17 protein-coding genes are annotated in these 18,651 nt (G+C 67.3%); 16 read left to right on the forward strand and 1 reads right to left on the reverse strand.

From position 1 onward, the window contains the following. Nucleotides 1–12: 12 nt before the first annotated feature. The 5 genes from ACZ1J6_RS04600 (at nucleotide 13) to ACZ1J6_RS04620 (ending at nucleotide 5,824) form a co-directional block, all read left to right on the forward strand. Entirely contained in the window at nucleotides 13–1,116 is a 1,104-nt protein-coding gene (locus ACZ1J6_RS04600) for a hypothetical protein (RefSeq protein ID WP_465127015.1), read from the forward strand. Beyond that, entirely contained in the window at nucleotides 1,113–2,651 is a 1,539-nt protein-coding gene (locus tag ACZ1J6_RS04605; protein WP_465127016.1) for a GumC family protein, read from the forward strand. Before ACZ1J6_RS04600 ends, ACZ1J6_RS04605 begins: the two co-directional genes overlap by 4 nt. Next, nucleotides 2,648–3,460, forward strand: a complete 813-nt coding sequence (locus ACZ1J6_RS04610; RefSeq protein ID WP_465127017.1) for a CpsD/CapB family tyrosine-protein kinase — start codon at nucleotides 2,648–2,650, stop codon at nucleotides 3,458–3,460. Before ACZ1J6_RS04605 ends, ACZ1J6_RS04610 begins: the two co-directional genes overlap by 4 nt. Before the next feature lie 76 nt (nucleotides 3,461–3,536). Next, complete coding sequence (locus ACZ1J6_RS04615) at nucleotides 3,537–4,493, forward strand: hypothetical protein (protein ID WP_465127018.1); 957 nt, start codon at nucleotides 3,537–3,539, stop codon at nucleotides 4,491–4,493. A gap of 17 nt (nucleotides 4,494–4,510) precedes the next feature. After that, nucleotides 4,511–5,824 (forward strand): glycosyltransferase family 4 protein, encoded by a 1,314-nt coding sequence (locus ACZ1J6_RS04620; RefSeq protein WP_465127019.1) that lies wholly within the window; start codon nucleotides 4,511–4,513, stop codon nucleotides 5,822–5,824. Here ACZ1J6_RS04620 and ACZ1J6_RS04625 read toward each other — a convergent pair. Continuing rightward, on the reverse strand, nucleotides 5,801–7,171 hold the full coding sequence (locus tag ACZ1J6_RS04625; RefSeq protein ID WP_465127020.1) for a glycosyltransferase: 1,371 nt from the start codon (nucleotides 7,169–7,171) through the stop codon (nucleotides 5,801–5,803). The two genes, ACZ1J6_RS04620 and ACZ1J6_RS04625, sit on opposite strands and share 24 nt — an antisense overlap. A gap of 213 nt (nucleotides 7,172–7,384) precedes the next feature. Between ACZ1J6_RS04625 and ACZ1J6_RS04630 the strand changes: the two genes are divergently transcribed. The 11 genes from ACZ1J6_RS04630 (at nucleotide 7,385) to ACZ1J6_RS04680 (ending at nucleotide 18,401) form a co-directional block, all read left to right on the forward strand. Next, nucleotides 7,385–8,476: a glycosyltransferase family 61 protein gene (locus ACZ1J6_RS04630; RefSeq protein ID WP_465127021.1), complete on the forward strand. Its 1,092-nt coding sequence runs from the start codon at nucleotides 7,385–7,387 to the stop codon at nucleotides 8,474–8,476. Further along, complete coding sequence (locus ACZ1J6_RS04635) at nucleotides 8,424–9,026, forward strand: serine acetyltransferase (RefSeq protein ID WP_134095567.1); 603 nt, start codon at nucleotides 8,424–8,426, stop codon at nucleotides 9,024–9,026. The genes ACZ1J6_RS04630 and ACZ1J6_RS04635 overlap by 53 nt, the downstream gene beginning before the upstream one ends. Continuing rightward, nucleotides 9,023–10,585 (forward strand): AMP-binding protein, encoded by a 1,563-nt coding sequence (locus ACZ1J6_RS04640; protein WP_465127022.1) that lies wholly within the window; start codon nucleotides 9,023–9,025, stop codon nucleotides 10,583–10,585. The genes ACZ1J6_RS04635 and ACZ1J6_RS04640 overlap by 4 nt, the downstream gene beginning before the upstream one ends. A 28-nt stretch (nucleotides 10,586–10,613) precedes the next feature. Continuing rightward, nucleotides 10,614–10,853, forward strand: coding sequence for an acyl carrier protein (locus ACZ1J6_RS04645; RefSeq protein ID WP_132265778.1), 240 nt, complete (start codon nucleotides 10,614–10,616; stop codon nucleotides 10,851–10,853). After that, on the forward strand, nucleotides 10,850–12,157 hold the full coding sequence (locus tag ACZ1J6_RS04650) for a type III PLP-dependent enzyme (protein WP_465127023.1): 1,308 nt from the start codon (nucleotides 10,850–10,852) through the stop codon (nucleotides 12,155–12,157). Before ACZ1J6_RS04645 ends, ACZ1J6_RS04650 begins: the two co-directional genes overlap by 4 nt. A gap of 19 nt (nucleotides 12,158–12,176) precedes the next feature. Next, nucleotides 12,177–13,250, forward strand: coding sequence for a cell wall hydrolase (locus ACZ1J6_RS04655; RefSeq protein WP_465127024.1), 1,074 nt, complete (start codon nucleotides 12,177–12,179; stop codon nucleotides 13,248–13,250). Nucleotides 13,251–13,390: 140 nt separating this feature from the next. Further along, nucleotides 13,391–13,654, forward strand: a complete 264-nt coding sequence (locus ACZ1J6_RS04660) for a hypothetical protein (protein ID WP_465127025.1) — start codon at nucleotides 13,391–13,393, stop codon at nucleotides 13,652–13,654. Between the two features lie 171 nt (nucleotides 13,655–13,825). Beyond that, nucleotides 13,826–14,566 carry a response regulator transcription factor gene (locus ACZ1J6_RS04665; protein ID WP_132266225.1) on the forward strand — a complete coding sequence of 247 codons (741 nt, stop codon included), beginning with the start codon at nucleotides 13,826–13,828 and terminating at the stop codon, nucleotides 14,564–14,566. 5 nt (nucleotides 14,567–14,571) lie between these two features. Next, nucleotides 14,572–15,891: an ATP-binding protein gene (locus ACZ1J6_RS04670; RefSeq protein ID WP_243841167.1), complete on the forward strand. Its 1,320-nt coding sequence runs from the start codon at nucleotides 14,572–14,574 to the stop codon at nucleotides 15,889–15,891. Nucleotides 15,892–16,170: 279 nt separating this feature from the next. Then, nucleotides 16,171–16,860 carry a carbonic anhydrase gene (locus tag ACZ1J6_RS04675; RefSeq protein WP_132265786.1) on the forward strand — a complete coding sequence of 230 codons (690 nt, stop codon included), beginning with the start codon at nucleotides 16,171–16,173 and terminating at the stop codon, nucleotides 16,858–16,860. Continuing rightward, nucleotides 16,857–18,401: a SulP family inorganic anion transporter gene (locus ACZ1J6_RS04680; protein ID WP_132265788.1), complete on the forward strand. Its 1,545-nt coding sequence runs from the start codon at nucleotides 16,857–16,859 to the stop codon at nucleotides 18,399–18,401. The genes ACZ1J6_RS04675 and ACZ1J6_RS04680 overlap by 4 nt, the downstream gene beginning before the upstream one ends. Nucleotides 18,402–18,651: the final 250 nt, after the last annotated feature.

Genomic DNA, 18,651 nt, shown 5'->3' on the forward strand with positions numbered 1-18,651 from the left:
GCACTCGCCGCAATGCTGCCGGCACGGTCTGCGGCGCAGAACCAGCCCCGTATCGAGGTCGACATGAGCCTGTTCGCCGCCCGCAATCCCTTCCTGCGGCCCGGTGACGATGCCGTCACCCTGGGCGGGCAGATCGCCGGAAAGGCCAGCGCCGAATGGCCACTCGACTTCCGCACCAGGATCGAGACCGGCGGTTCGCTGGCCTATCGCCAATATACGCGCGAATACGGAAATTTCCTGACCGGCAGCGCCGAACTGGCGCTGGTCCACCGCCGCAACGAATACCTGTCGCTGCGCACCGAACTTTCCTTCGAGCGTGTCCTGCCGGTGGAGGCCGTGGCCTCCAGCCTCGACAGCGCGATCGACCCGGTCAGCCTTCAGGACCGCTACGAGGTGGCCCAAGGCGTGACCGTCCATACCGACGCCCGCACCGCACTGAATGCCAGGCTGGGCTGGAGCCGCATCGATCCGCGCGGCTCCCTGCTGCTGACGCCGACCGACGCCGTTTCGCTCGACTTCGGCGCGGATAACCGGATCGATGCCGCCACCACGCTCGGCCTGGGCGGACAGATCACGTCGAGCCGCTCGAGCAGCGGCGGCGATCCGCACGCCTGGGCCGTCCAGGCCAAGGCGATCCGGCGCTTTCCCCGTGCCTGGAATGCCGAGATAGAGATCGGCGTAACCCGGCTCTCGCGCCTCACGCCGGGCAGCGGGCGCGAGAGCGGGCCGGTGCAATTCTCTGGGAACGGCAGCCTTTGCCACGAGCCGGGACATATCCGCTTCTGCGCTTCCGCCGCCGTCGCCTCGGTGGTCAGCAGCTTCGGCGGCATCCAGCGCGAAGTCTCCGCCGCGACCAGCCTGGACTGGCGCAGCAGCGAGCGAGGGCGGCTCATCGCGCGCGGGGAATATCGCCGTTCTCCCCAAAGCGGCGGCCCGGCCGGCAACCTGCCGGACATCGAAGTCCTCAGCCTCACCTCCCGCTACGAGCACCGGCTGGACGGACAGTTTTTGCTTTATGGCGGCGCGGAATTTCAGCAAAGGACGGGACTGAGCGACATCAGGCTGAACTCGCTGACGTTCCGCACCGGGCTGCTCTACCGGATACCCCGGCCATGAACCGGCCCTCACCCTCGCCTTCACGAGGCCCGGCACCTGCACGAAGCAGCGACCAGGCCCTTTCAGTGCTTGGCGTCGATCCCGACAGCATCGGCATCTACCCGCGCGAGATCCTGGCGATGTTCCGCCGGCGCTGGCGCTGGATGATCGCGCCGATCGTGCTGGGTCTTCTGGCCGCGGGCATTGCCGTGGCCTTGCGCAAGCCGGTCTACCAGTCGGCGGCAACGCTGCTGATCGATTCCCCGCAGATCCCCACCAGCCTCATCGCCTCGCCGCTGACCGATATCGCGGACGAGCGGATCGCGAAGATCCGCCAGCAGATCGTCAGCCGCGACAGCCTGGCCGGGCTCATCCGCAGCAACGACCTCTATCCCGACAAGCGCACCCGCATCGATTTCCCCGGCCTGTTGGACGTGATGCGCGGCGACATCGGCGTCGATCTGGTCGGCGCCGACCAGGCACGCGGCGGCGGCAGCACGATCGCTTTCACGCTCTCTTTCAAATACCCCGACGCGCTCAAGGCGCGCAACGTCACCGAGCAGCTCACGCGCATGTTCCTGGTCGAGGACAAGCGCTTCCGCACCGAACAGGCGACGGGAACGGCCTCGTTCCTGGAGAGCCGCTCGGAGGAACTGCGACGGCAGCTGCGGGACCTTGAGGACAAGCGGCGCAGCGTGGAGGCGCATTATGCCGGCGCCCTGCCCAGCAGCGTGGCCCTCAGCGCGCAGTCCAGTTCGGCCCTGCGCGCCGAAGTCTCGCGCACGGATGCGGAAACGCAAGGGCTGGTCCAGCAGAACGGCCTGCTCGCCGCCCGCCAGCAGGAGCTTCGACAGGCCCCGCCCAGCGGCGCCGACGGTGTGCGCCGGGCAGAGGACCGGCTGGCGCAGCTGCTCGCGGTCCATTCCGATGTCTTCCCGGACGTCGTGGCGGCTCGGGCCGAACTGGAGCGGCAGAAGGCCTTGCAATCGCACCTGCCCCCGGCCGGAACCAACCTCATCGAAACCGAAATCGCCGCCGGACGGCAACGGATCGGCGTGCTTGCCAGCCGGCGGGCCGATCTGGTGCACACCATGGCCGATCTCGACCAGCGCGCCGCGCAGGCCCCGCAGGCCGCCTACGAACTCAACATGATCGAGCGCGAGTACGACAACATCAAGCGCCAGTACGATTCCCTGCGTGAAAAGCAGCTGGAGGCGCAAGTCGCGGCCAACCTCCAGTCGGAAGACAAGGGCGAGCGCTTTACCGTGGTCGACCAGCCCAGCCTGCCGCTGCAACCGCTGGGGCTGAAACCGGCGATACTCCTGGCCCTGGGCATTGCCGGCGGGGCCGCAGTGGGCCTTTGCATGATCCTGGGCTTCGAACTGCTGAGCGGCACCATCCACGGCGCCGATACATTGGCGCGGACCATGCAGGTGCCCTCCTTCGGCGTCGTGCCGCTGGTGACCGAGGAGAGCCGCTTCTCGCGTCTGGCGGACGAGACCCTCACAAGGCTGCGCGCCTATCTGCCCGGCCTCTCCACGGAGGTGAACCGATGAACGCCGAGCCCGGTATCCCGCCGCTGCTGCGAACGGCCGGCATTCCGGACGAGGCCCCGGCACTGCTCGATCCGCGGCACCTTGCAGAGAACCGCATCTGCGGTTTCGGGCAGATGAGCGAGCAGCTCTATCCCTTCTTCATGATCCGTTCCACGCTGCTGGCCCATGTCGAGGCGACCGGGCATCGCACTTTCGCCATCACCTCGATCGAGGCGGGGAACGGCAAGACCCATGTCGCGACGAACCTCGCGGCCGTACTCAGCCGCGTGCGGCCGACCATACTGGTCGAACTGGACTTGCGCCGCCCCACCCTCGGCGCGCGCCTCGGGCTGGCGGGCGCCGGGCCGGGGATCGACGACTACCTGGCAGGAGAAGCTGCCTGGAGCGACACGGCGACCCGCATCGACGGGGTCGACCTAGCCGTCCACCGCGTCCGCCGCGCTCACCCGAGCGCCGAGCAACTCCTGGCCTCCCCGCGCCTTGCCCATGCCTTGCGGCACATCGCCGCCGAGGCGGAAGAGGCGATCTGCATCATCGACACGCCCCCGGCGCTGATTGGCGACGACCTCGTCCACATCGCCCGCAACATCGACGGCGTGCTTCTGGTCGCGCAGGAGGGCCGGAGTCGAAAGAGCGGCGTGCGCGAAGTGACCGGCGCGCTGGGCGGCACGCCAATCATCGGTTCGATCCTCAACATGTCCCTTTCTCAGCCCACGCGGCGCAATGAATACGGCTATCCCGCCGGTCGCGGCCCGGACCGCGAGATGTCCGGCAGGACGGCGCCCGCAACCGGACGGAAGCGGACATGACCATCGCCCGCGCCGGTTCCTTGTCGCCGCGACATGGCTTTCGGGTTCAGGCGTCCATGCGCCGGGGAGACGCGCCATGATCGGCCTCAAGGACAGTCAATGGCTGCGCGACCTGCCCGCGCGCACGACGCTGAAGCTGTTCAACCAGCGCCACGTCCGCAACTGGCTCGGCCATCGCTACGACACCACCGTCCTGCGCCACCGCGCCTCCCTGCCCCCGCTGTCACTGCCCGACGCAGGGATCGTCGAAGACCTCGACACGCGGGGAATCCACGTCACCACGCTTGGCGCGCTCGGCATTCCGGGGGGAGAGGCCGTGCTGTCGCGCGCCGCGGCGCTGGCGGAGGACTTTGCGGATTCCGCCCGTGCCCTCTCTCGTGAGGGCCGTTCCTTCATCATCGTGCCGCCGGAAAAGATCGTGCGGAGCGCCATGATCTTCCGATGGGGCCTTCAGGACCGCCTGCTGGACATTGCCGAAGCCTACCTGGGCCTGCCGGCCGCCTACGACGGCGTCGCCATCAATTACACGGTCGCCGACGGCAGGGCAGTCTCAACCCGCAAGTGGCACCGCGACTGGGAGGACCGGCGCATGTTGAAAGTGGCCGTCTATCTCCATGCCGTCGATGACGCGGGCGGGCCCTTCCAGCAGATCTCGCGGCCCGATACCCTGCAGGACGACCTTAAGGGTTTCACCTATGCCCTGTCCGACGACCGTGAACTGGAGCAGCGCCTTGGCGCGGGCTATGAAGCCGATGTAGTGAGCTGTGAAGGCCCGCGCGGCACCGTGGTCTTCTGCGACACGGCTCGCTATTTCCACCGCGGCAAGCCGGCCATCTCACGCGATCGCGCCGCCCTGTTCTACAGCTACTTCGCCGACCCGCCGCGCCACCCGTTTCTTTGTGAGCGGACCGGCCTTTCCCGCGCGGACATCGAGTGGATGGTGCGCCGTCTGCCGGAGCGGCAGCGGCGCGCAGCGCTCTGGCGCCGCCGTCTGCCGCCGCTGCTCAAGCTGATCCCGCCCGCCAGTCTGTGAACACGGGCCCTGCACTCATGACGATGCCGCAGCCGGACGCGCCATGCGAATGCCCCCGCATCGTCCTTGCCTCTCCCAACTTGTCCCGGCGGATGGGCGGCGAAGCGCTCAAGGCCCTGTCGGTCTTCCTGGGCTACCGCGAACTGGGCTTGGACGTGACCCAGGTCACGCATGCCCGCGTGCGAGGGGAGTTGACGGCCTACGGCATCGACAGCGGCGTGGTCTATGTGAAGGACGGGCCGCTGCAGCGCGGCCTCGATCGCTACCGGCTGCACTGGCTGCTCGGGCTGGTGGATAGCTGGCTGCTGCATCGCGCCGTCCAGCGCGAGGTGGACAGGGTGCAGCCCTGGATCGTCCACTTCACCGCCCCGATCGCGCCCAGCGGCATCAGCTTCCCCATTCGCGGCGCGCCGGTGGTGATCGGCCCGCTCAACGGCAGTATCCTTCATCCTCCCACCCTGATGTTCCGAGAGAGCTGGGCCAAACGGCTGGGCGCCATGCTGACGCGGCCGGTGCAGCTATCGAGCCGCCTGCTGTTTCGCGGCAAACTGCAGGCACGCCTGTTCGTCTCGGGCGGCGAACGCACTGCCCGCACGCTGGAGCTGGGCGGATGCCGCAGGGACCGGATGGTCGCGGTCATCAACAGCGGCGTCGATCCGCGCCTGCGCGACCATCGCCGCATCGTGCACCAGAGCCAGAACTGGAACTTCGTGTTCCTGGGCAGGCTGGTACGCTACAAAGCCTGCGATCTGGTGATCCGTGCGCTGGCCAGGGTGCCGCAGGCAAAACTGGAAGTGATCGGAGACGGCCCCGAAAGCCGCAGGCTTCGCGAACTCGCCTTGCGCCAGGGCGTCTCCTCGCGGCTCGTCTTCAAACCCTACAGCACCGACCGGGAGGCCCTTTTCGCGCATCTGCGCCAGTTTCGCGGCTTCCTGTTCCCAACCCTGGCGGAAGCGAGCGGCACGGTCATCCAGGAAGCGATGATGCTGGGGCTCCCCGCGGTTTGCGTGGACTGGGGCGGGCCGCAGATGCTGCTCGATGCCCAGACCGGCATTCTGATCCCACCCGAAAGCGAGGAAGCGATCGTCAAGGGCCTGGCAACCGCCATGACCCGCCTCGCCCGCGATCCGGACTTCGCCGAGACACTCTCCATCAAGGCCCGGCACAAGGCGGAAACCGTAGGCTACGACTGGCCCAGCGTCCTGCGCAGCTGGATCGCGCTTTACGACCGCCTTTTCGAGGAAAGCGGGTCGACACGGCGCTTCGCCACGTTCCTGGCCATGCGCACGGGCGGCGACATCCTGTCCTCAATCCTGTCGAATCTGGGCTGACCCCCGACTGCAACCTGACTTTGCCTGCACGAGCGGCGCAAGCAGGTCGGCAAGCTGCTGGGCGCTGCGGCCGGGATCATGCCGTTCCAGCACGCGCCGGCGCCCGCGTTCGCCCATGGCGGCCAGTTCTCGCGGCGATGCATCGAGCGCGGCCTCGATCGCGGCGGCCATGGCATCGGAGGAACCGGACGGAACCAGCCACCCCACGCGCTCGTCCACCAACTCGGGGATACCCGCGATCGCGGTGGTAATGACCGGGCGCCCGCTGGCCATCGCCTCCATCAGCACGACGGGAAGGCCTTCCGCAAAACTCGGCAGCACCAGCGCCCGAGCCTGCTGCAAGGCGGCGCGGATCGCCTCTGGCGTGGCCCAGCCAAGCAGCCGGACGCAGCGCTCCAGCCCGGCTCGCACGATCTGGCGCTCTATCGCGGCGCGGTCCTCGCCGTCGCCGATCACATCGAGCGTGACCGCGCGATGCGCCGCGACCCGTTCCATCGCCTCGATCAGCAAGGGCAAGCCCTTCTGCGCGCTGAGCCGCGCCACGCAGAGCAAATGCGGCGCCGGCGGAAACTCAACCGGAGAAGCCCCGGTTTCGGACGCCGGGACGAACGATGGAGAGGGAGCGCAGCGCACGACATGAAGGCGCTGCCAATCGCCCGGCGAAGCCCAGCGCATCAGTTGCCCGCGTCCGAAGCTGGAAACACCGGCCACGAAAGCCGCCTCGTCAATCTTGCCTCGTAAATCCAGCCCGCGAGGATCGTCGAACTCGTCCGGGCCGTGAACGGTGAAGCTGTACGTGATCGGGGCCAGCCTTGCCGCCAGTCGCGCCACTGCCGCCGGGTTGGTGCCGAAATGCGCATGGACATGGCTTATACCCCGGCGCGTCAGCCGCTGCGCCAGCAGGGCGGCCTCGGCGAAATAAGCAAGAGCCTTCCGTCGCCCGCCGGCTCCCGCAGTTCGCCAGGCCAGCGCGAGCGCACCCATGGCGGCACCCGGCCGGACCACGCAGGCGGAGATTGCCGCCAGCACCAGTGCGGCGCGATGCTCCAGCAGGGCATGGGTGCAGGCGGCCTCGATCCGATCCGACACATCCTCGAAGCGCTCGCCCGACCGGCGAACCGTGAAGCGGCTGACCACGAAGCCGCGGCGTTCCAGCGCCTCGATCTCTGTCTTGATGAAGCTGTGGCTGATCTTGGGGTAGACGTTGGTGAAATAGGCCACTTTCAGGTGATCGTCCGCCACCGTCTCCCGTGCAGGGACACGCTCGGCGCTTGGCGCCGCGCCGCCGGTTCCGCGCTCCCGAAAGGCGAACGCCCTCGGGGCCACCTGTTCCGCAATCTCCGTCATGCCGCGACTATGGCCGAGCCCCGGGCCTCGCGGCATTGCGAGTTTTCACAATGGAATTTGACCTGTGGGGCGTGGGAACCCCATCGCCCGGATGCGCCGGAAGGGCACGACATGCGAACTTGCGCAGAGTTTGCGGAGACATGCCTTGCCACTATCCTGCCCCCTGCTGCTGTCTCCTTCCCGCAAGCAGGGCTCTTGCGAATTGGCCCCGTCATGAACGCCGGCCTCTTCAGGCCCCTGACCGTGGAAGCCCCGCGCCCCGCGCCGCCGCAGGCCTTGTCGCTGCGCCCGGCCATGGCGCTCGCTGCCAGACTGCTGCGGCAACCGCGCCCCGACATCGCCCAGGCCGCCGTCGAGCGCTGGCAGGTGGCGCCGGGCTCCTGCACGGAGGTAAAGCGCGCGAAAGTGCTGCCCGGCCAGTTCGAGCGCATTGCGGGCAGCGAGTTCGCCTCGATCAGCGAGGTGGTGCGCCAGTTCAAGGGCGACTTCGAAGCCAAGCAGTCCGCCACCATCGGTTACCGGCTGAAGAACGCGCTGCTTCACGACGGCGTGCTCTATGCCGGGGGCACGCTCCGGCACTTGCAGCGGCGTTCGCGGTTCCTGCCTGTCGCCCGCGCCCCGCGCGAGGAAACGCGCATGGCCCTGTTCGAATCCTGGCTCGGCAATCGCTGGTTCGGAAACTGGCTCAGCGACGATTGCCTGACCTACCGCCTGGCAGAGAACGCCGGCATTCCCTTCACCACCCATGGGTCCAGCGGCCATGTCCCCGACTACGAACGCGCGCTGGACATGCTGCCGGTCAGGGGCCCATCGGCGTTCTTCCGCGAACTGGTGCTGTTCGACGATGCGGCCCACAACGAGAACAAGCGATTGCGGGCCGAGGCCATGCGGCAGCGGCTTATTCGCGGACCGATCGAACGGCACCCCGGCGTATTCCTGCTGCGCGGGCGCAGCGGCGATGCACGGTTCCTGACGAACGAGAGCGAAATTGCCGAAACCCTTGCCAGACGGCGCGGCTTTCAGGTGCTCGATCCCAGCCACGCCGGTCTCGAAGAGATCGTCCGGGCCTGCGGCGGCGCCAAAGTCGTCATGGGGGTGGAGGGAAGCCATCTGGTCCACGGCCTGGCGATGATGCCGCCCGATGGCTGCGCCTTTGTCATTCAACCGCCGCTGCGCGCGGTCGCGGCGCTCAAGCTGCTGACCGACCGGCAGGGGCAGGACTACGCGCTGGTCGTCGGGGAAGGAACCAACCATGCTTTCACAGCGCACATCGACGAGATCGAGCGCACGCTCGACCTCGTCTGACGGCACCGTGCCGCGCCTGCCCGCTGCAGCCGCTCCGGGGGGCTGGTCCACGTTGAAAGCGGACTATCGGCGGCATGGCGGCACGCTGACGAGCGGTGCCTTCATCGCGCTGAGCCTTTACCGCTACGGCCGCTGGGGCCGCAGCCTGCGCAATCCACTCGGCCGCGTTCTGGTCTCCAGGACGTACGGCTTTGCCCACGTCTTCGTGGCGAACCTCACCAAGATCTGGATACCGCCCGCCACCACGCTGGGGCGGGACTTCCACATCGTCAACAACGAGGGTTCGCTCTCGATCCACCCGGAATCGGTGATCGGCGACCGGCTGGGCGTGATGCACAATGTCACCATCGGCTCCAACATGCGCGAAGGCGCGCCGGTGATCGGGGACGACGTGTTCATCGGCGTCAATTCCACCGTGCTCGGCGCCATTCGCGTGGGAGACCGGGTGCGGATCGCCGCCAACACCGCCGTCACCACGGACGTACCCTCGGACTCCATCGTCGTCGGATCGCCCGCGCGCATCTATCCGCGACTGGGGCCGCTGCGATGAGCGCGAACACGCTCCACGAACTTTTCGCGGCCAATCTGCCGCAGCGGTCCGGCAAGACCTTCCTCATCGATGCCGGCCGCCAGGCGACATACGGCGAAGTCGACGCCCTGGCCGGGGCGATCGGCGCCCATCTCACAGCGCGCGGCGTCGGCGCAGGAGACCGCGTGCTGGTCCAGGTGCGTAAGGGCATCGCCGAGGTCTCCACCCTGCTCGGCGTGACGCGGGCAGGCGCCGTGCTCGTCGACATCAGCACGGCCTGGACGGCCGAGCAGGTCCGTTTCGTCGCAGAAGACTGCGGCGCCTGTCTCCTGATCGTCGAGCCGGCCATGGCCCGGATCCTGGCCGCCGAGGGGATCGACCCCGCCCGCCTCCTGCCGGTGTCGGCTGCGCGCGGGCTGGAGAGCCTTCCCTGCCTTTCCGACCTGCCGGCGCTCCCTTTCGAGGCCTTGCCCCGGCGCGCCGACGACCTGGCGGCGATCATCTACACGTCCGGCTCCACCGGCAAACCCAAGGGCGTCATGCTCAGCCACGCCAATGTCCTGGCAGGTGCGCGTTCGGTTGCCGAATACCTGGAGCTTGACGAAAGCGATCGGCTGCTCAGCGTGCTGCCCTACAGCTTCGATTACGGCTTCAACCAGCTGACGACGATGATGCTGGTGGGTGGCAGCGTGGTTCATCAAGGCGTGGCCATGGCGAGCGAGATCGTGCGTGCCATCCTTCGCCACGAAGTCACCGGCCTGGCGGCCGTGCCGCCGCTGTGGATCCAGATCGTGCGCCTGCTGGCCAGCGCGCCCACGCCGCTGCCGAGCCTGCGCTTCATCACCAACTCGGGCGGAAAGATCCCGCTGAGCACTCTGGAACGTATGCCAGGTATCTTCGCCAAGGCACGGATTTTCCTGATGTATGGCCTGACGGAGGCGTTCCGTTCGACTTACCTTGCTCCTGATCGCTTCGCCGCCAAGATGGGTTCGATCGGACAGGCGATCCCCGGCGCCGAAGTCTTCGTCATCCGCCATGGCGAGGGCGTCGCGCGTCCCGGCGAGCAAGGCGAACTCGTCCACCGCGGCCCGCTGGTCAGCCAGGGCTATTGGAACCGCCCCGAAGCGACGGCGGAGAAGATCCGCCCCTGCCCCGAACTGCGCGACCGGATCGGCGACGAGCCGGTGGTCTATAGCGGAGACATCGTGCGCATCGACGAGGACGGCGACTTGTGGTTCGTCTCCCGCAACGATGCGCTGATCAAGACCAGCGGCTACCGCGTCAGTCCCGACGAAGTGGAAGACCTGGTCTATCGCAGCGGCCTTGCCGCCGATGTCGTCGCCTTCGGGGTCCAGGACGACATGCTCGGCCAGTCGGTACAGGTCGCGGTGACGTTGTTGGGCGAGGCGAGCCGCGAGGCGCTGCTGGCGCACTGCCGGGCAGCGATGCCCGCCTACATGGTACCGCAGCGCATCCACGTCTGGCCGGAACCCATGCCGCGCACGGCCAGCGGCAAGCTCTCCCGTCCCGACGTCATTCGCGGCTGCAGCGACACTTCCAGCCTTCATCCCGCTCGCTGAGCATCCCGTTCAAGAGGACCTCCCCGTCATGGCCCTGACCGAAGACAGCCTGATCCGCAGCATCGAGGAGTTCGCAGCGCTCCATGGCGAAGTCGATGCCGAAACCCCGCTGTTCTCCAGCGGCACGCTCGATTCCGTGGCCATGCTCAATCTGATCATGTTCGTTGAACGCGAGACCGGCACCGAGATCCGCGCCGAGGACGTGACGCTGGAGAACTTCGATACCGCCACTCGCATTCTCGATTTCGCGAGGAAGCTGGCGGCATGACGCCAGACGGCGAAGACGGGCTTCTGGAGCAGGCGGCCGAACGTTTCGGCACGCCGTGCTTCGTCTATTTCAGCGAGCGGATCGAACAGCGCATCGCCCTTCTGCGCGCCCATTTCGGAGACAGGCTGGAACTGAGCTACGCGGTCAAGGCCAATCCCAACCCGACGCTGCTGGCGTGGCTCTCCGGCGGGATCGATCTGCTCGACATCTCTTCGATCGGAGAACTGCATCTGGCGCAGGAGGCAGGATGGAACCCCGCACTTCTGAGCTTCACGGGGCCGGGCAAGCGCGAGACCGAGATCCGCGACGCAATCCGCGCCGGCGTCGGCCACCTCGTGATCGAATCCCTGCGGGAAGCACGGCTTGCCGACCGGATCGCACGGCAGGCGGCGCGTGTGCAACCGGTGCTGCTGCGGATCTCGCCCGACAGCCTTCCCAAGGGCTTCGGAGACCAGATGGCCGGCCGCCCCACGCCCTTCGGCATAGACATCGAGGATGCAGACGCCGCCGTGGAGGAAGTCCAGACCCTGCCGGGCCTGCACCTTGCGGGCTTCCACATCTATGCCGGAACGCAGTGCCTGAAAGCCGATGCCATTGCGGAAACATATCGGCACCTGATCGCGATATTCAGCCAGCTCTGCGCGGCTCATGCGGTCATTCCCGAGATGCTGGTCATGGGCTCCGGGCTGGGCGTGCCCTATCACGAAGGAGACACGCCTCTGGATCTTTCCGCAGTAGCCGAACCGCTCCTTCACGAACTGGCCGTGCTGCGGGAAAATCCGCGATTTGCCCGCACCAGAATGGTGCTGGAACTCGGCCGCTATCTCGTCTCCGAAGCGGGCTTTTTCGTCACCCGCGTGGTCTCTACCAAGCTCTCGCGCGGGAGACGCATCGCCATTTGCGACGGCGGGATGAACAATCACCTGCCCGCTTCGGGCCATTTCGGCATGGTCGTGCGGCGAAACTACCTGATGCACCGGATCGGGGGGAGCGATGAGGACGCGGTCGAGCCGGTGGATGTGGTCGGCCCCCTCTGCACCTCGATCGACCGCCTTGCCGGCAACATCGAACTGCCCCGGCTGGAAGAGGGCGACCTGTTGGCCGTCCACAACAGCGGCGCATACGGGCTGACCGCCAGCCCGGTCCATTTCATCAGCCATCCCCTGCCGGAAGAAGTGCTGGTCATGTCCGGCGCCCTGCTTCGAGCGACGCGGACGTTCAGCGGATCGTGCCGCGCCCCGGTGGAGGAGGCGGTGAGGCTGGTGGATTCGGCCCACCCCGCCGCCGCCAACCAGAACGCATGACGCCCGGCCGCGTTTCGTGATGCGGCCGGGTGCCCTGCTGCTCGGCGTGGCGGTCATGCTGGCTCCGGCAAGTCACGGTTCCGGACGCAGCCTGCCGGTGGCGCGCGCTGTCGCTCCGGAGACGCTGCCCCCGCCCTCCGGCGCGCCAAAGGCCGCCGCGCTGGCCCGCGCGATCAATGCCGCCGCACCGCTTGCAACAGGGTTTCTGGCGCCGGCGCGGCCCTTCCATCTCGATGCAGGTGCAGAGGACCGGGCCAGAGCGATCGACTGCCTTGCCGCCGCCGACTACTACGAAGCGGGGCGGGAGCCTGCGGACCAGCGCGCCGTGGCGCAAGTGGTGCTCAACCGCGTGCGCCATGCGGCCTTTCCGGCCACCATTTGCGGCGTCGTCTTTGCGGGGGCGGAGCGGGCGACGGGCTGCCAGTTCACGTTCACTTGCGACGGATCGCTCACGCGCCGCCGCCCTTCGGCTGCCGACTGGCGCAGAGCGCGCGAGACGGCGGGCGAAATGCTGCTGGGCCGGGTCGAAATCGGGGTAGGCAAGGCCACGCATTACCATACCGACTGGGTCAGCCCGTCGTGGGACCGGACCATGGAGAAGCTGGCCGTCGTCAAAAGCCACTTGTTCTTCGGTTGGCCGGGAGCCGCCGGCAAGGCCGCCGCTTTCATTCGCCACTATGCCGGAGGCGAACCCCGCATCGCGCAACTGGCGCAGCTTTCCGCCGCCCATCTCGGCCAATTGCCCGCTGGCACGGCCCCGGCCGTATCGGACGTCATAGCGCCCGAACCCTCGATGCCCGAAACCGCATGGGCGGCACCCGATCCCGGCCTGTTCCTCGTCACTTTGCCCGCCAATGCGCCCGGCACTTTCCCGGAACTGGCCGAACGGCGCTGCGAAGGGCTGGAGGAATGCCGTTTCATCGGTTGGACCGACCCTGCCCGCCGCGCCCAGGCCCTCCCCCTGCCCGGTGGTTCGGTGGACGCCATTTCCTTCACTTTCGTCCGCCGCCCCGGCGCTGCGGACCAGGCCCTCTGGAACTGCGCCGAGTTTGCGCGTACAGTGCGCGCGCAGTGCCTTACACGCGGAACCTGATCGCGCGGACCGCCATTGCCGGAACCTTGCTCGATGGTTTCGAACTATTTCCCGTCAGAAACCTTTCGTAACAATCGCGCACAAAGCAAGACACCTGGCATGACCAGATTCGGCTCCAACAGCTTGGAGACCCGATCGACATGAAATCCACCCTCATCGCCATTGCCGCCGCTTGCGCCCTTGCCCTGCCTGGCGCCGCGCTTGCCAACAACACGGTTGCGCACCTCAAGGGCCACACCGCGGTCGCCGCACCGGCGAAGCCTTCCACGAACAAGGCCAAGCCCCGCGCCGTCTGCCATCCCGACCCCTCGAAGGGTCGCGCCTGCCGTCACCACAATGCCCAGGCCGAAGCGAAGACAGCCGCGCCGGCACTGGCCAGAGCGGAAGCCCCTCGCACCCGATAGCCCCCCGCAGCCCGGCGGTTGCGGCCCATCCTGCCGCCGCCGGGCCTTGCCGCATTGCCGGCAAATCGCGGGCGTCGTTTGCAAAGCGGCGCGTGAAAAACTACATCTGTGCATGAAGAGACGATGAGCAACACAACAGCCCCCATCTATCGCCATCTCGACGAAGGTCCGATGCCCACTCCGACGATCCTGTTGGTGGAGGACGATGGTCCTCTGCGCACGCTGACCGCGCGGGCCCTGCGCCAGACCGGCTTCAACGTGCTCACCGCCGCAACCGGCGCGGAAATGTGGGTGACCCTGCGCGAAGGGCCGGTGAGCCTGGTCGTGCTCGACATCATGCTTCCCGGCACCAGCGGCTTCGACCTGTTCCGCCGTCTGCGCCGCGAATGCGACATCCCGGTGATCTTCATCAGCGCCCGCGGCAGCGAGGAAGATCGCGTGCTCGGACTGGAACTGGGCGCGGACGACTACCTCGCCAAGCCCTTCAGCACCCGCGAACTCGCTGCCCGCGTCAGCGCGGTGCTGCGCCGCGGCGGCAACAATCCAGCCACGGCAGATTTCACCGGAAGCGAGACCGTTGCCGACGGACGCACGCCGGAATCGATACGCTTCGAAGGCTGGAACCTTTCCATGGCCCGCCGCGAACTGCGCTCGCCCACCGGGGCCATGGTCGACCTGACCGGCGCCGAGTTCGACCTGCTCGCCACCTTTCTCGCCTATCCGCAGCGCGTTCTGGGCCGCGAGCGCCTGATCGAACTTTCGCGCTCGCGCCTGGGCGACAGCTCGGATCGCAGCGTGGACGTGCTCGTCAGCCGCCTGCGCCGCAAGCTTCAGGCCGAGGGCGGGGAATCGCCCATCGTCACGGTTCGCGGCGTCGGCTACATGTTCAAGGCCGAGGTCACGCGCGCCTGATGTCCTTGCGCCGGTTTCGTCTGTTCCGGCGCTTCGGCCTGCCCGAGCGACTGATCGCCGTCCTGCTGCTGGTCTTCGTCATCGACGTGATCTGCAACACGGTGCTGTTCGAACGCGCCAATACGTTCGAACTGCGCCGGGACGACGCCCAGCGCATCGCCGAAAACCTGGTGCTGGCAAGCCGCGCCATCGACCATGCAAAGACCGACGATCGCCAGATCGTGACTTCCGCGCTCAGCACGGCGCAGTTTTCGCTGAGACTGAACGAGCAGGGCAAGCGCTATCGCGGCTCGCTGGGCCTTGCAAACTTGCGCGCGCAAGTGATCGAGATGGCGCCGGAACTGGCCCACAGCGATCTCGAACTGCATCTGGAATCGATCCCGAGAGACGGCAATATCGGCGGCTCTCTGCGGCTGGCCGATGGCGCCGTCCTCGATTTCCGCACCCATGCCCGCTCCGCCTGGAAACTCAGCATCGGCCGTTTCGCCAGCCTGGTCCTGCCGACGCTCCTGCTCATTTCGCTCGCCTGGCTGCTGCTGCGCGCCGCGCTGCACCCGCTGCGCTCCCTGATCCGCGCCACCCGCAACTTCGGTGCCGGCCCGCCCCGCCTCGTGCCGGAGCGCGGCCCCGACGAAATGCGGGAACTGATCCGCGCGATGAACGAGATGCAGGAGCGCATCCACCAGTCGCTGCTCGATCGTACGCACACGATGCTGGCCATCGGCCACGACCTCAAGACGCCGCTCGCCCGCATGCGCCTGCGGCTGGACGACGGCGACGTGGACCCCGTGGTGCGCGATGGCATCAACCATGACATCGACGAGATGCGAATGCTGCTCGATTCGATCCAGGCCTATGTCGATACCGGCGGCACCCAGATCCCGGCCGAGCGCATCGACCTGGCGATCATGGCCGAAACCCTGGTCGACACCGCCGCGGATCGCGGCGCCGATGCGACTTATTCCGGCCTTCCGAGCCTGGAAATTATGGCCCGCCCTGTCTCCATCCGCCGCGCGCTGTCCAATCTGATCGAGAACGCGCTCCACTATGGCGGCAACGTCCGCGTCGGTCTGCGGCGCGACGGCGGAGCGGCCGAGATCACCGTGGACGACGACGGCCCGGGCATCCCGGAAGAGCGCATCACGGACGCACTCCAGCCTTTCGTCCGGCTGGACACCGCGCGCGCCCGCGACACCGCCGGCATGGGCCTGGGCCTGCCGATCGTGCGCAAGGCGGTCCGGCTGGAGGGCGGCACGCTCGACCTCAGGAACCGCCCCGAAGGCGGACTGCGCGCCACGATTCGCCTTCCCATCGTGGCCCACTGACGCGGCCTGCCTTCGGCGCGCCTCAGAATTACCCAGCCAAGTTCCTGTTATCGTTCCGCAATAGCCAGCAACACCATCCGGTCTTCGGTAAAACCACCGAAGACCGGGGGATTCCGGCGGAAAGCCGTTCCCTTACGCTGCAGCGCAGCAACATTTCCTGACAAAGGCGCACGACAGCCGAAAACAGCGATCCGTACTTTTCTCGATCAAGCTCCGCGCCCCGTTCCCCCACCCCTCCGGAGAGCGCGGAGCACCTAAAATCAAGGAAAGGTGACGAGAGTGAATGAACTGATCGGACGCGTCTTCCATTTCGAGAAGACCATCTTCCCCGCCAGCAGCGAACTGTTCGGCAAGCTCGCCAACGAAGGCCAGGAACCCAAGGCCCTCATGATCTCCTGCGCCGATTCGCGTATCGTGCCGGAACAGATCATGCAGGCGCAGCCGGGCGACCTGTTCGTCTGCCGTAACGCCGGCAACATGGTGCCGCCTTACGCCACGCTCAACGGCGGCGTCACGTCCACTGTGGAATACGCCGTGGCCGCCCTCGGCGTCAGCGACATCATCGTCTGCGGCCACTCGGGCTGCGGCGCGATGAAGGCGCTCAGCGACCCGACCGGCCTCGAAGCCATGCCGAACGTTGCCGCCTGGCTCAAGCACGGCGCGGCTGCCGAGCACATCGTCAGCACCTGCCACGGCGAACTTGACGGCAATGAGCGCATTCGTGCCATCAGCCTCGAAAACATCATTGCCCAGATTGCCCACTTGCGCACGCATCCTTCGGTCGCCGCCGCGATCGCCCGCGGCGACGTGACGCTTCACGGCTGGTTCGTGGACATCCACGCCGGCCAGGTCCTCGGCCTCGACGGCGAGACCGGCCAGTTCGAACCGCTTCGCGAGAATGCACCGCTTCCGGTCGCGCTTCGGGCCAAGACCCGCATCGCCACCGAATTCGCAGAGGCAGCAGAATGACGACCGCAACCGCCACCTCTGCGGAGGAAACCCGCAGTGGGCCCTTCGCCCACCTCGCCAGAGACTTCACGGCTTCGATCGTGGTCTTCCTGGTGGCGATGCCGCTCTGCATGGGCATCGCCATCGCCTCCGGCGTGCCGCCTGAAAAGGGCTTGGTCACCGGCATCATCGGCGGCTTGGTCGTCGGCCTGCTGGCAGGCTCGCCGCTGCAGGTGAGCGGCCCGGCAGCCGGCCTTGCCGTCATCGTCTTCGAATTCGTGCGCGAGCACGGCCTCGAAGCCCTCGGCCCGGTCCTGCTTCTGGCCGGCGTGTTCCAGCTCGTGGCCGGCGCGCTGCGCCTCGGCGGCCTGTTCCGCGCCATCAGTCCGGCCGTCGTTCACGGCATGCTCGCCGGCATCGGCGCGCTGATCGTGATCGGACAGTTCCACATCCTCTTCGACGAGAAGCCGATGTCGAGCGGGCTCCAGAACATGGCGATGATGCCCGCCCGCGTTCTCGGCCTTGACCCCACCAACATGGCCTCCACCGAAATGGCCGTCATGCTCGGCGTCCTGACGATGATCGTCATGATCGGCTGGGAAAAGGTTCGTCCGAAGAACATGGGCCTCGTCCCCGGCGCGCTTCTCGGCGTCGTGGCGGCAACGGCCGTCGCCTGGACCATGGGCCTCGACGTGGCGCGCATCGCCGTGCCGGAATCGATCGGCGCGGCCTTCGCCCTGCCGACCAGCACCGGCTGGTTCGCCCCGCTCGCCAATCCGGCCCTGATCGTGGCGGCGCTTGCCATCGCCTTCATCGCCAGTGCCGAGACGCTGCTTTCGGCCGCTGCGGTGGACCGCATGCATGACGGCGTACGCACCAAGTACGACAAGGAACTGCGCGCGCAGGGCATCGGCAACCTGCTCTGCGGCGTATTCGGCGCCCTGCCGATGACCGGCGTGATCGTTCGCAGTTCGGCCAACGTCCAGGCCGGCGCCCGGACCCGTCTTTCGACGATCTTCCACGGCGCCTGGATCCTGGCGTTCATCGCGCTGCTGCCCTGGCTGCTGCGCGAAGTGCCGATGGCGGCCCTTGGCGGCGTCCTGGTCGTGACCGGCTTCCGTCTGGTGAGCCTCAGCCATGTCCGTCACCTGTTCCATGCCTATGGCGCCTTCCCCGCCGTGATCTGGGCCGTGACTTTCGTGCTGGTCGTCACCACCGACCTGCTCACTGGCGTCCTCGTCGGCCTGGCTCTGACGGTGCTGGAGCTGGCTCCGCACTTCAAGAACCTGCGCCTGAACGTGGAAGAGCACGACACCGGCGAATCGACCCGCCTCGCCCTCGGCGGCGGCGCGACGTTCCTTGGCCTCACCCGCCTCAACAAGGTCCTGGAAAAGCTCCCGCATGGCCGCCCGGTCCACCTTGACCTCGGCCAGCTGAAGGTCATGGACCACACCACTGCCGAGACCATCAGCGAATGGCTCAACCGCCGCCGCCAGAGCGGCCATGCGGACCGCGTGACCGGCCCCGAGCTGATCCTGCGCCCGCTGCCTGTCGCGGCATGACGACGTTTCACATCTCGTAAGACGCGGACCTCCTCACGTCCGCGTCCCTCTCCTTGCCGGACGGTTCCCCGCGGACCGTCCGGTTTCTTTTTGCGCGAATGACGCCGCTTCGTTCGAGAAACACTTTGTCACCGATGCGACACGCTAAGGACAATGATTGGACGTATTGGTGGTCCTGTCTGCATGAAACGAACTCGCCATGTAAGTAGAGTTCGGCTGCAGGCCGCAGGATGGAACGCGACAACAATCA

Source organism: Novosphingobium sp. BL-S-21 (assembly GCF_055521655.1).

Coding starts and splice junctions, on each gene's coding strand:
- ACZ1J6_RS04640 (WP_465127022.1), top strand. CDS start 9,023: ATGAGCGCGAACACGCTCCACGAACTTTTCGCGGCCAATCTGCCGCAG.
- ACZ1J6_RS04625 (WP_465127020.1), bottom strand. CDS start 7,171: ATGACGGAGATTGCGGAACAGGTGGCCCCGAGGGCGTTCGCCTTTCGG.
- ACZ1J6_RS04620 (WP_465127019.1), top strand. CDS start 4,511: ATGACGATGCCGCAGCCGGACGCGCCATGCGAATGCCCCCGCATCGTC.
- ACZ1J6_RS04630 (WP_465127021.1), top strand. CDS start 7,385: ATGAACGCCGGCCTCTTCAGGCCCCTGACCGTGGAAGCCCCGCGCCCC.
- ACZ1J6_RS04615 (WP_465127018.1), top strand. CDS start 3,537: ATGATCGGCCTCAAGGACAGTCAATGGCTGCGCGACCTGCCCGCGCGC.
- ACZ1J6_RS04635 (WP_134095567.1), top strand. CDS start 8,424: ATGCTTTCACAGCGCACATCGACGAGATCGAGCGCACGCTCGACCTCG.
- ACZ1J6_RS04605 (WP_465127016.1), top strand. CDS start 1,113: ATGAACCGGCCCTCACCCTCGCCTTCACGAGGCCCGGCACCTGCACGA.
- ACZ1J6_RS04660 (WP_465127025.1), top strand. CDS start 13,391: ATGAAATCCACCCTCATCGCCATTGCCGCCGCTTGCGCCCTTGCCCTG.
- ACZ1J6_RS04680 (WP_132265788.1), top strand. CDS start 16,857: ATGACGACCGCAACCGCCACCTCTGCGGAGGAAACCCGCAGTGGGCCC.
- ACZ1J6_RS04600 (WP_465127015.1), top strand. CDS start 13: ATGCTGCCGGCACGGTCTGCGGCGCAGAACCAGCCCCGTATCGAGGTC.
- ACZ1J6_RS04665 (WP_132266225.1), top strand. CDS start 13,826: ATGCCCACTCCGACGATCCTGTTGGTGGAGGACGATGGTCCTCTGCGC.
- ACZ1J6_RS04610 (WP_465127017.1), top strand. CDS start 2,648: ATGAACGCCGAGCCCGGTATCCCGCCGCTGCTGCGAACGGCCGGCATT.
- ACZ1J6_RS04655 (WP_465127024.1), top strand. CDS start 12,177: ATGCGGCCGGGTGCCCTGCTGCTCGGCGTGGCGGTCATGCTGGCTCCG.
- ACZ1J6_RS04650 (WP_465127023.1), top strand. CDS start 10,850: ATGACGCCAGACGGCGAAGACGGGCTTCTGGAGCAGGCGGCCGAACGT.
- ACZ1J6_RS04645 (WP_132265778.1), top strand. CDS start 10,614: ATGGCCCTGACCGAAGACAGCCTGATCCGCAGCATCGAGGAGTTCGCA.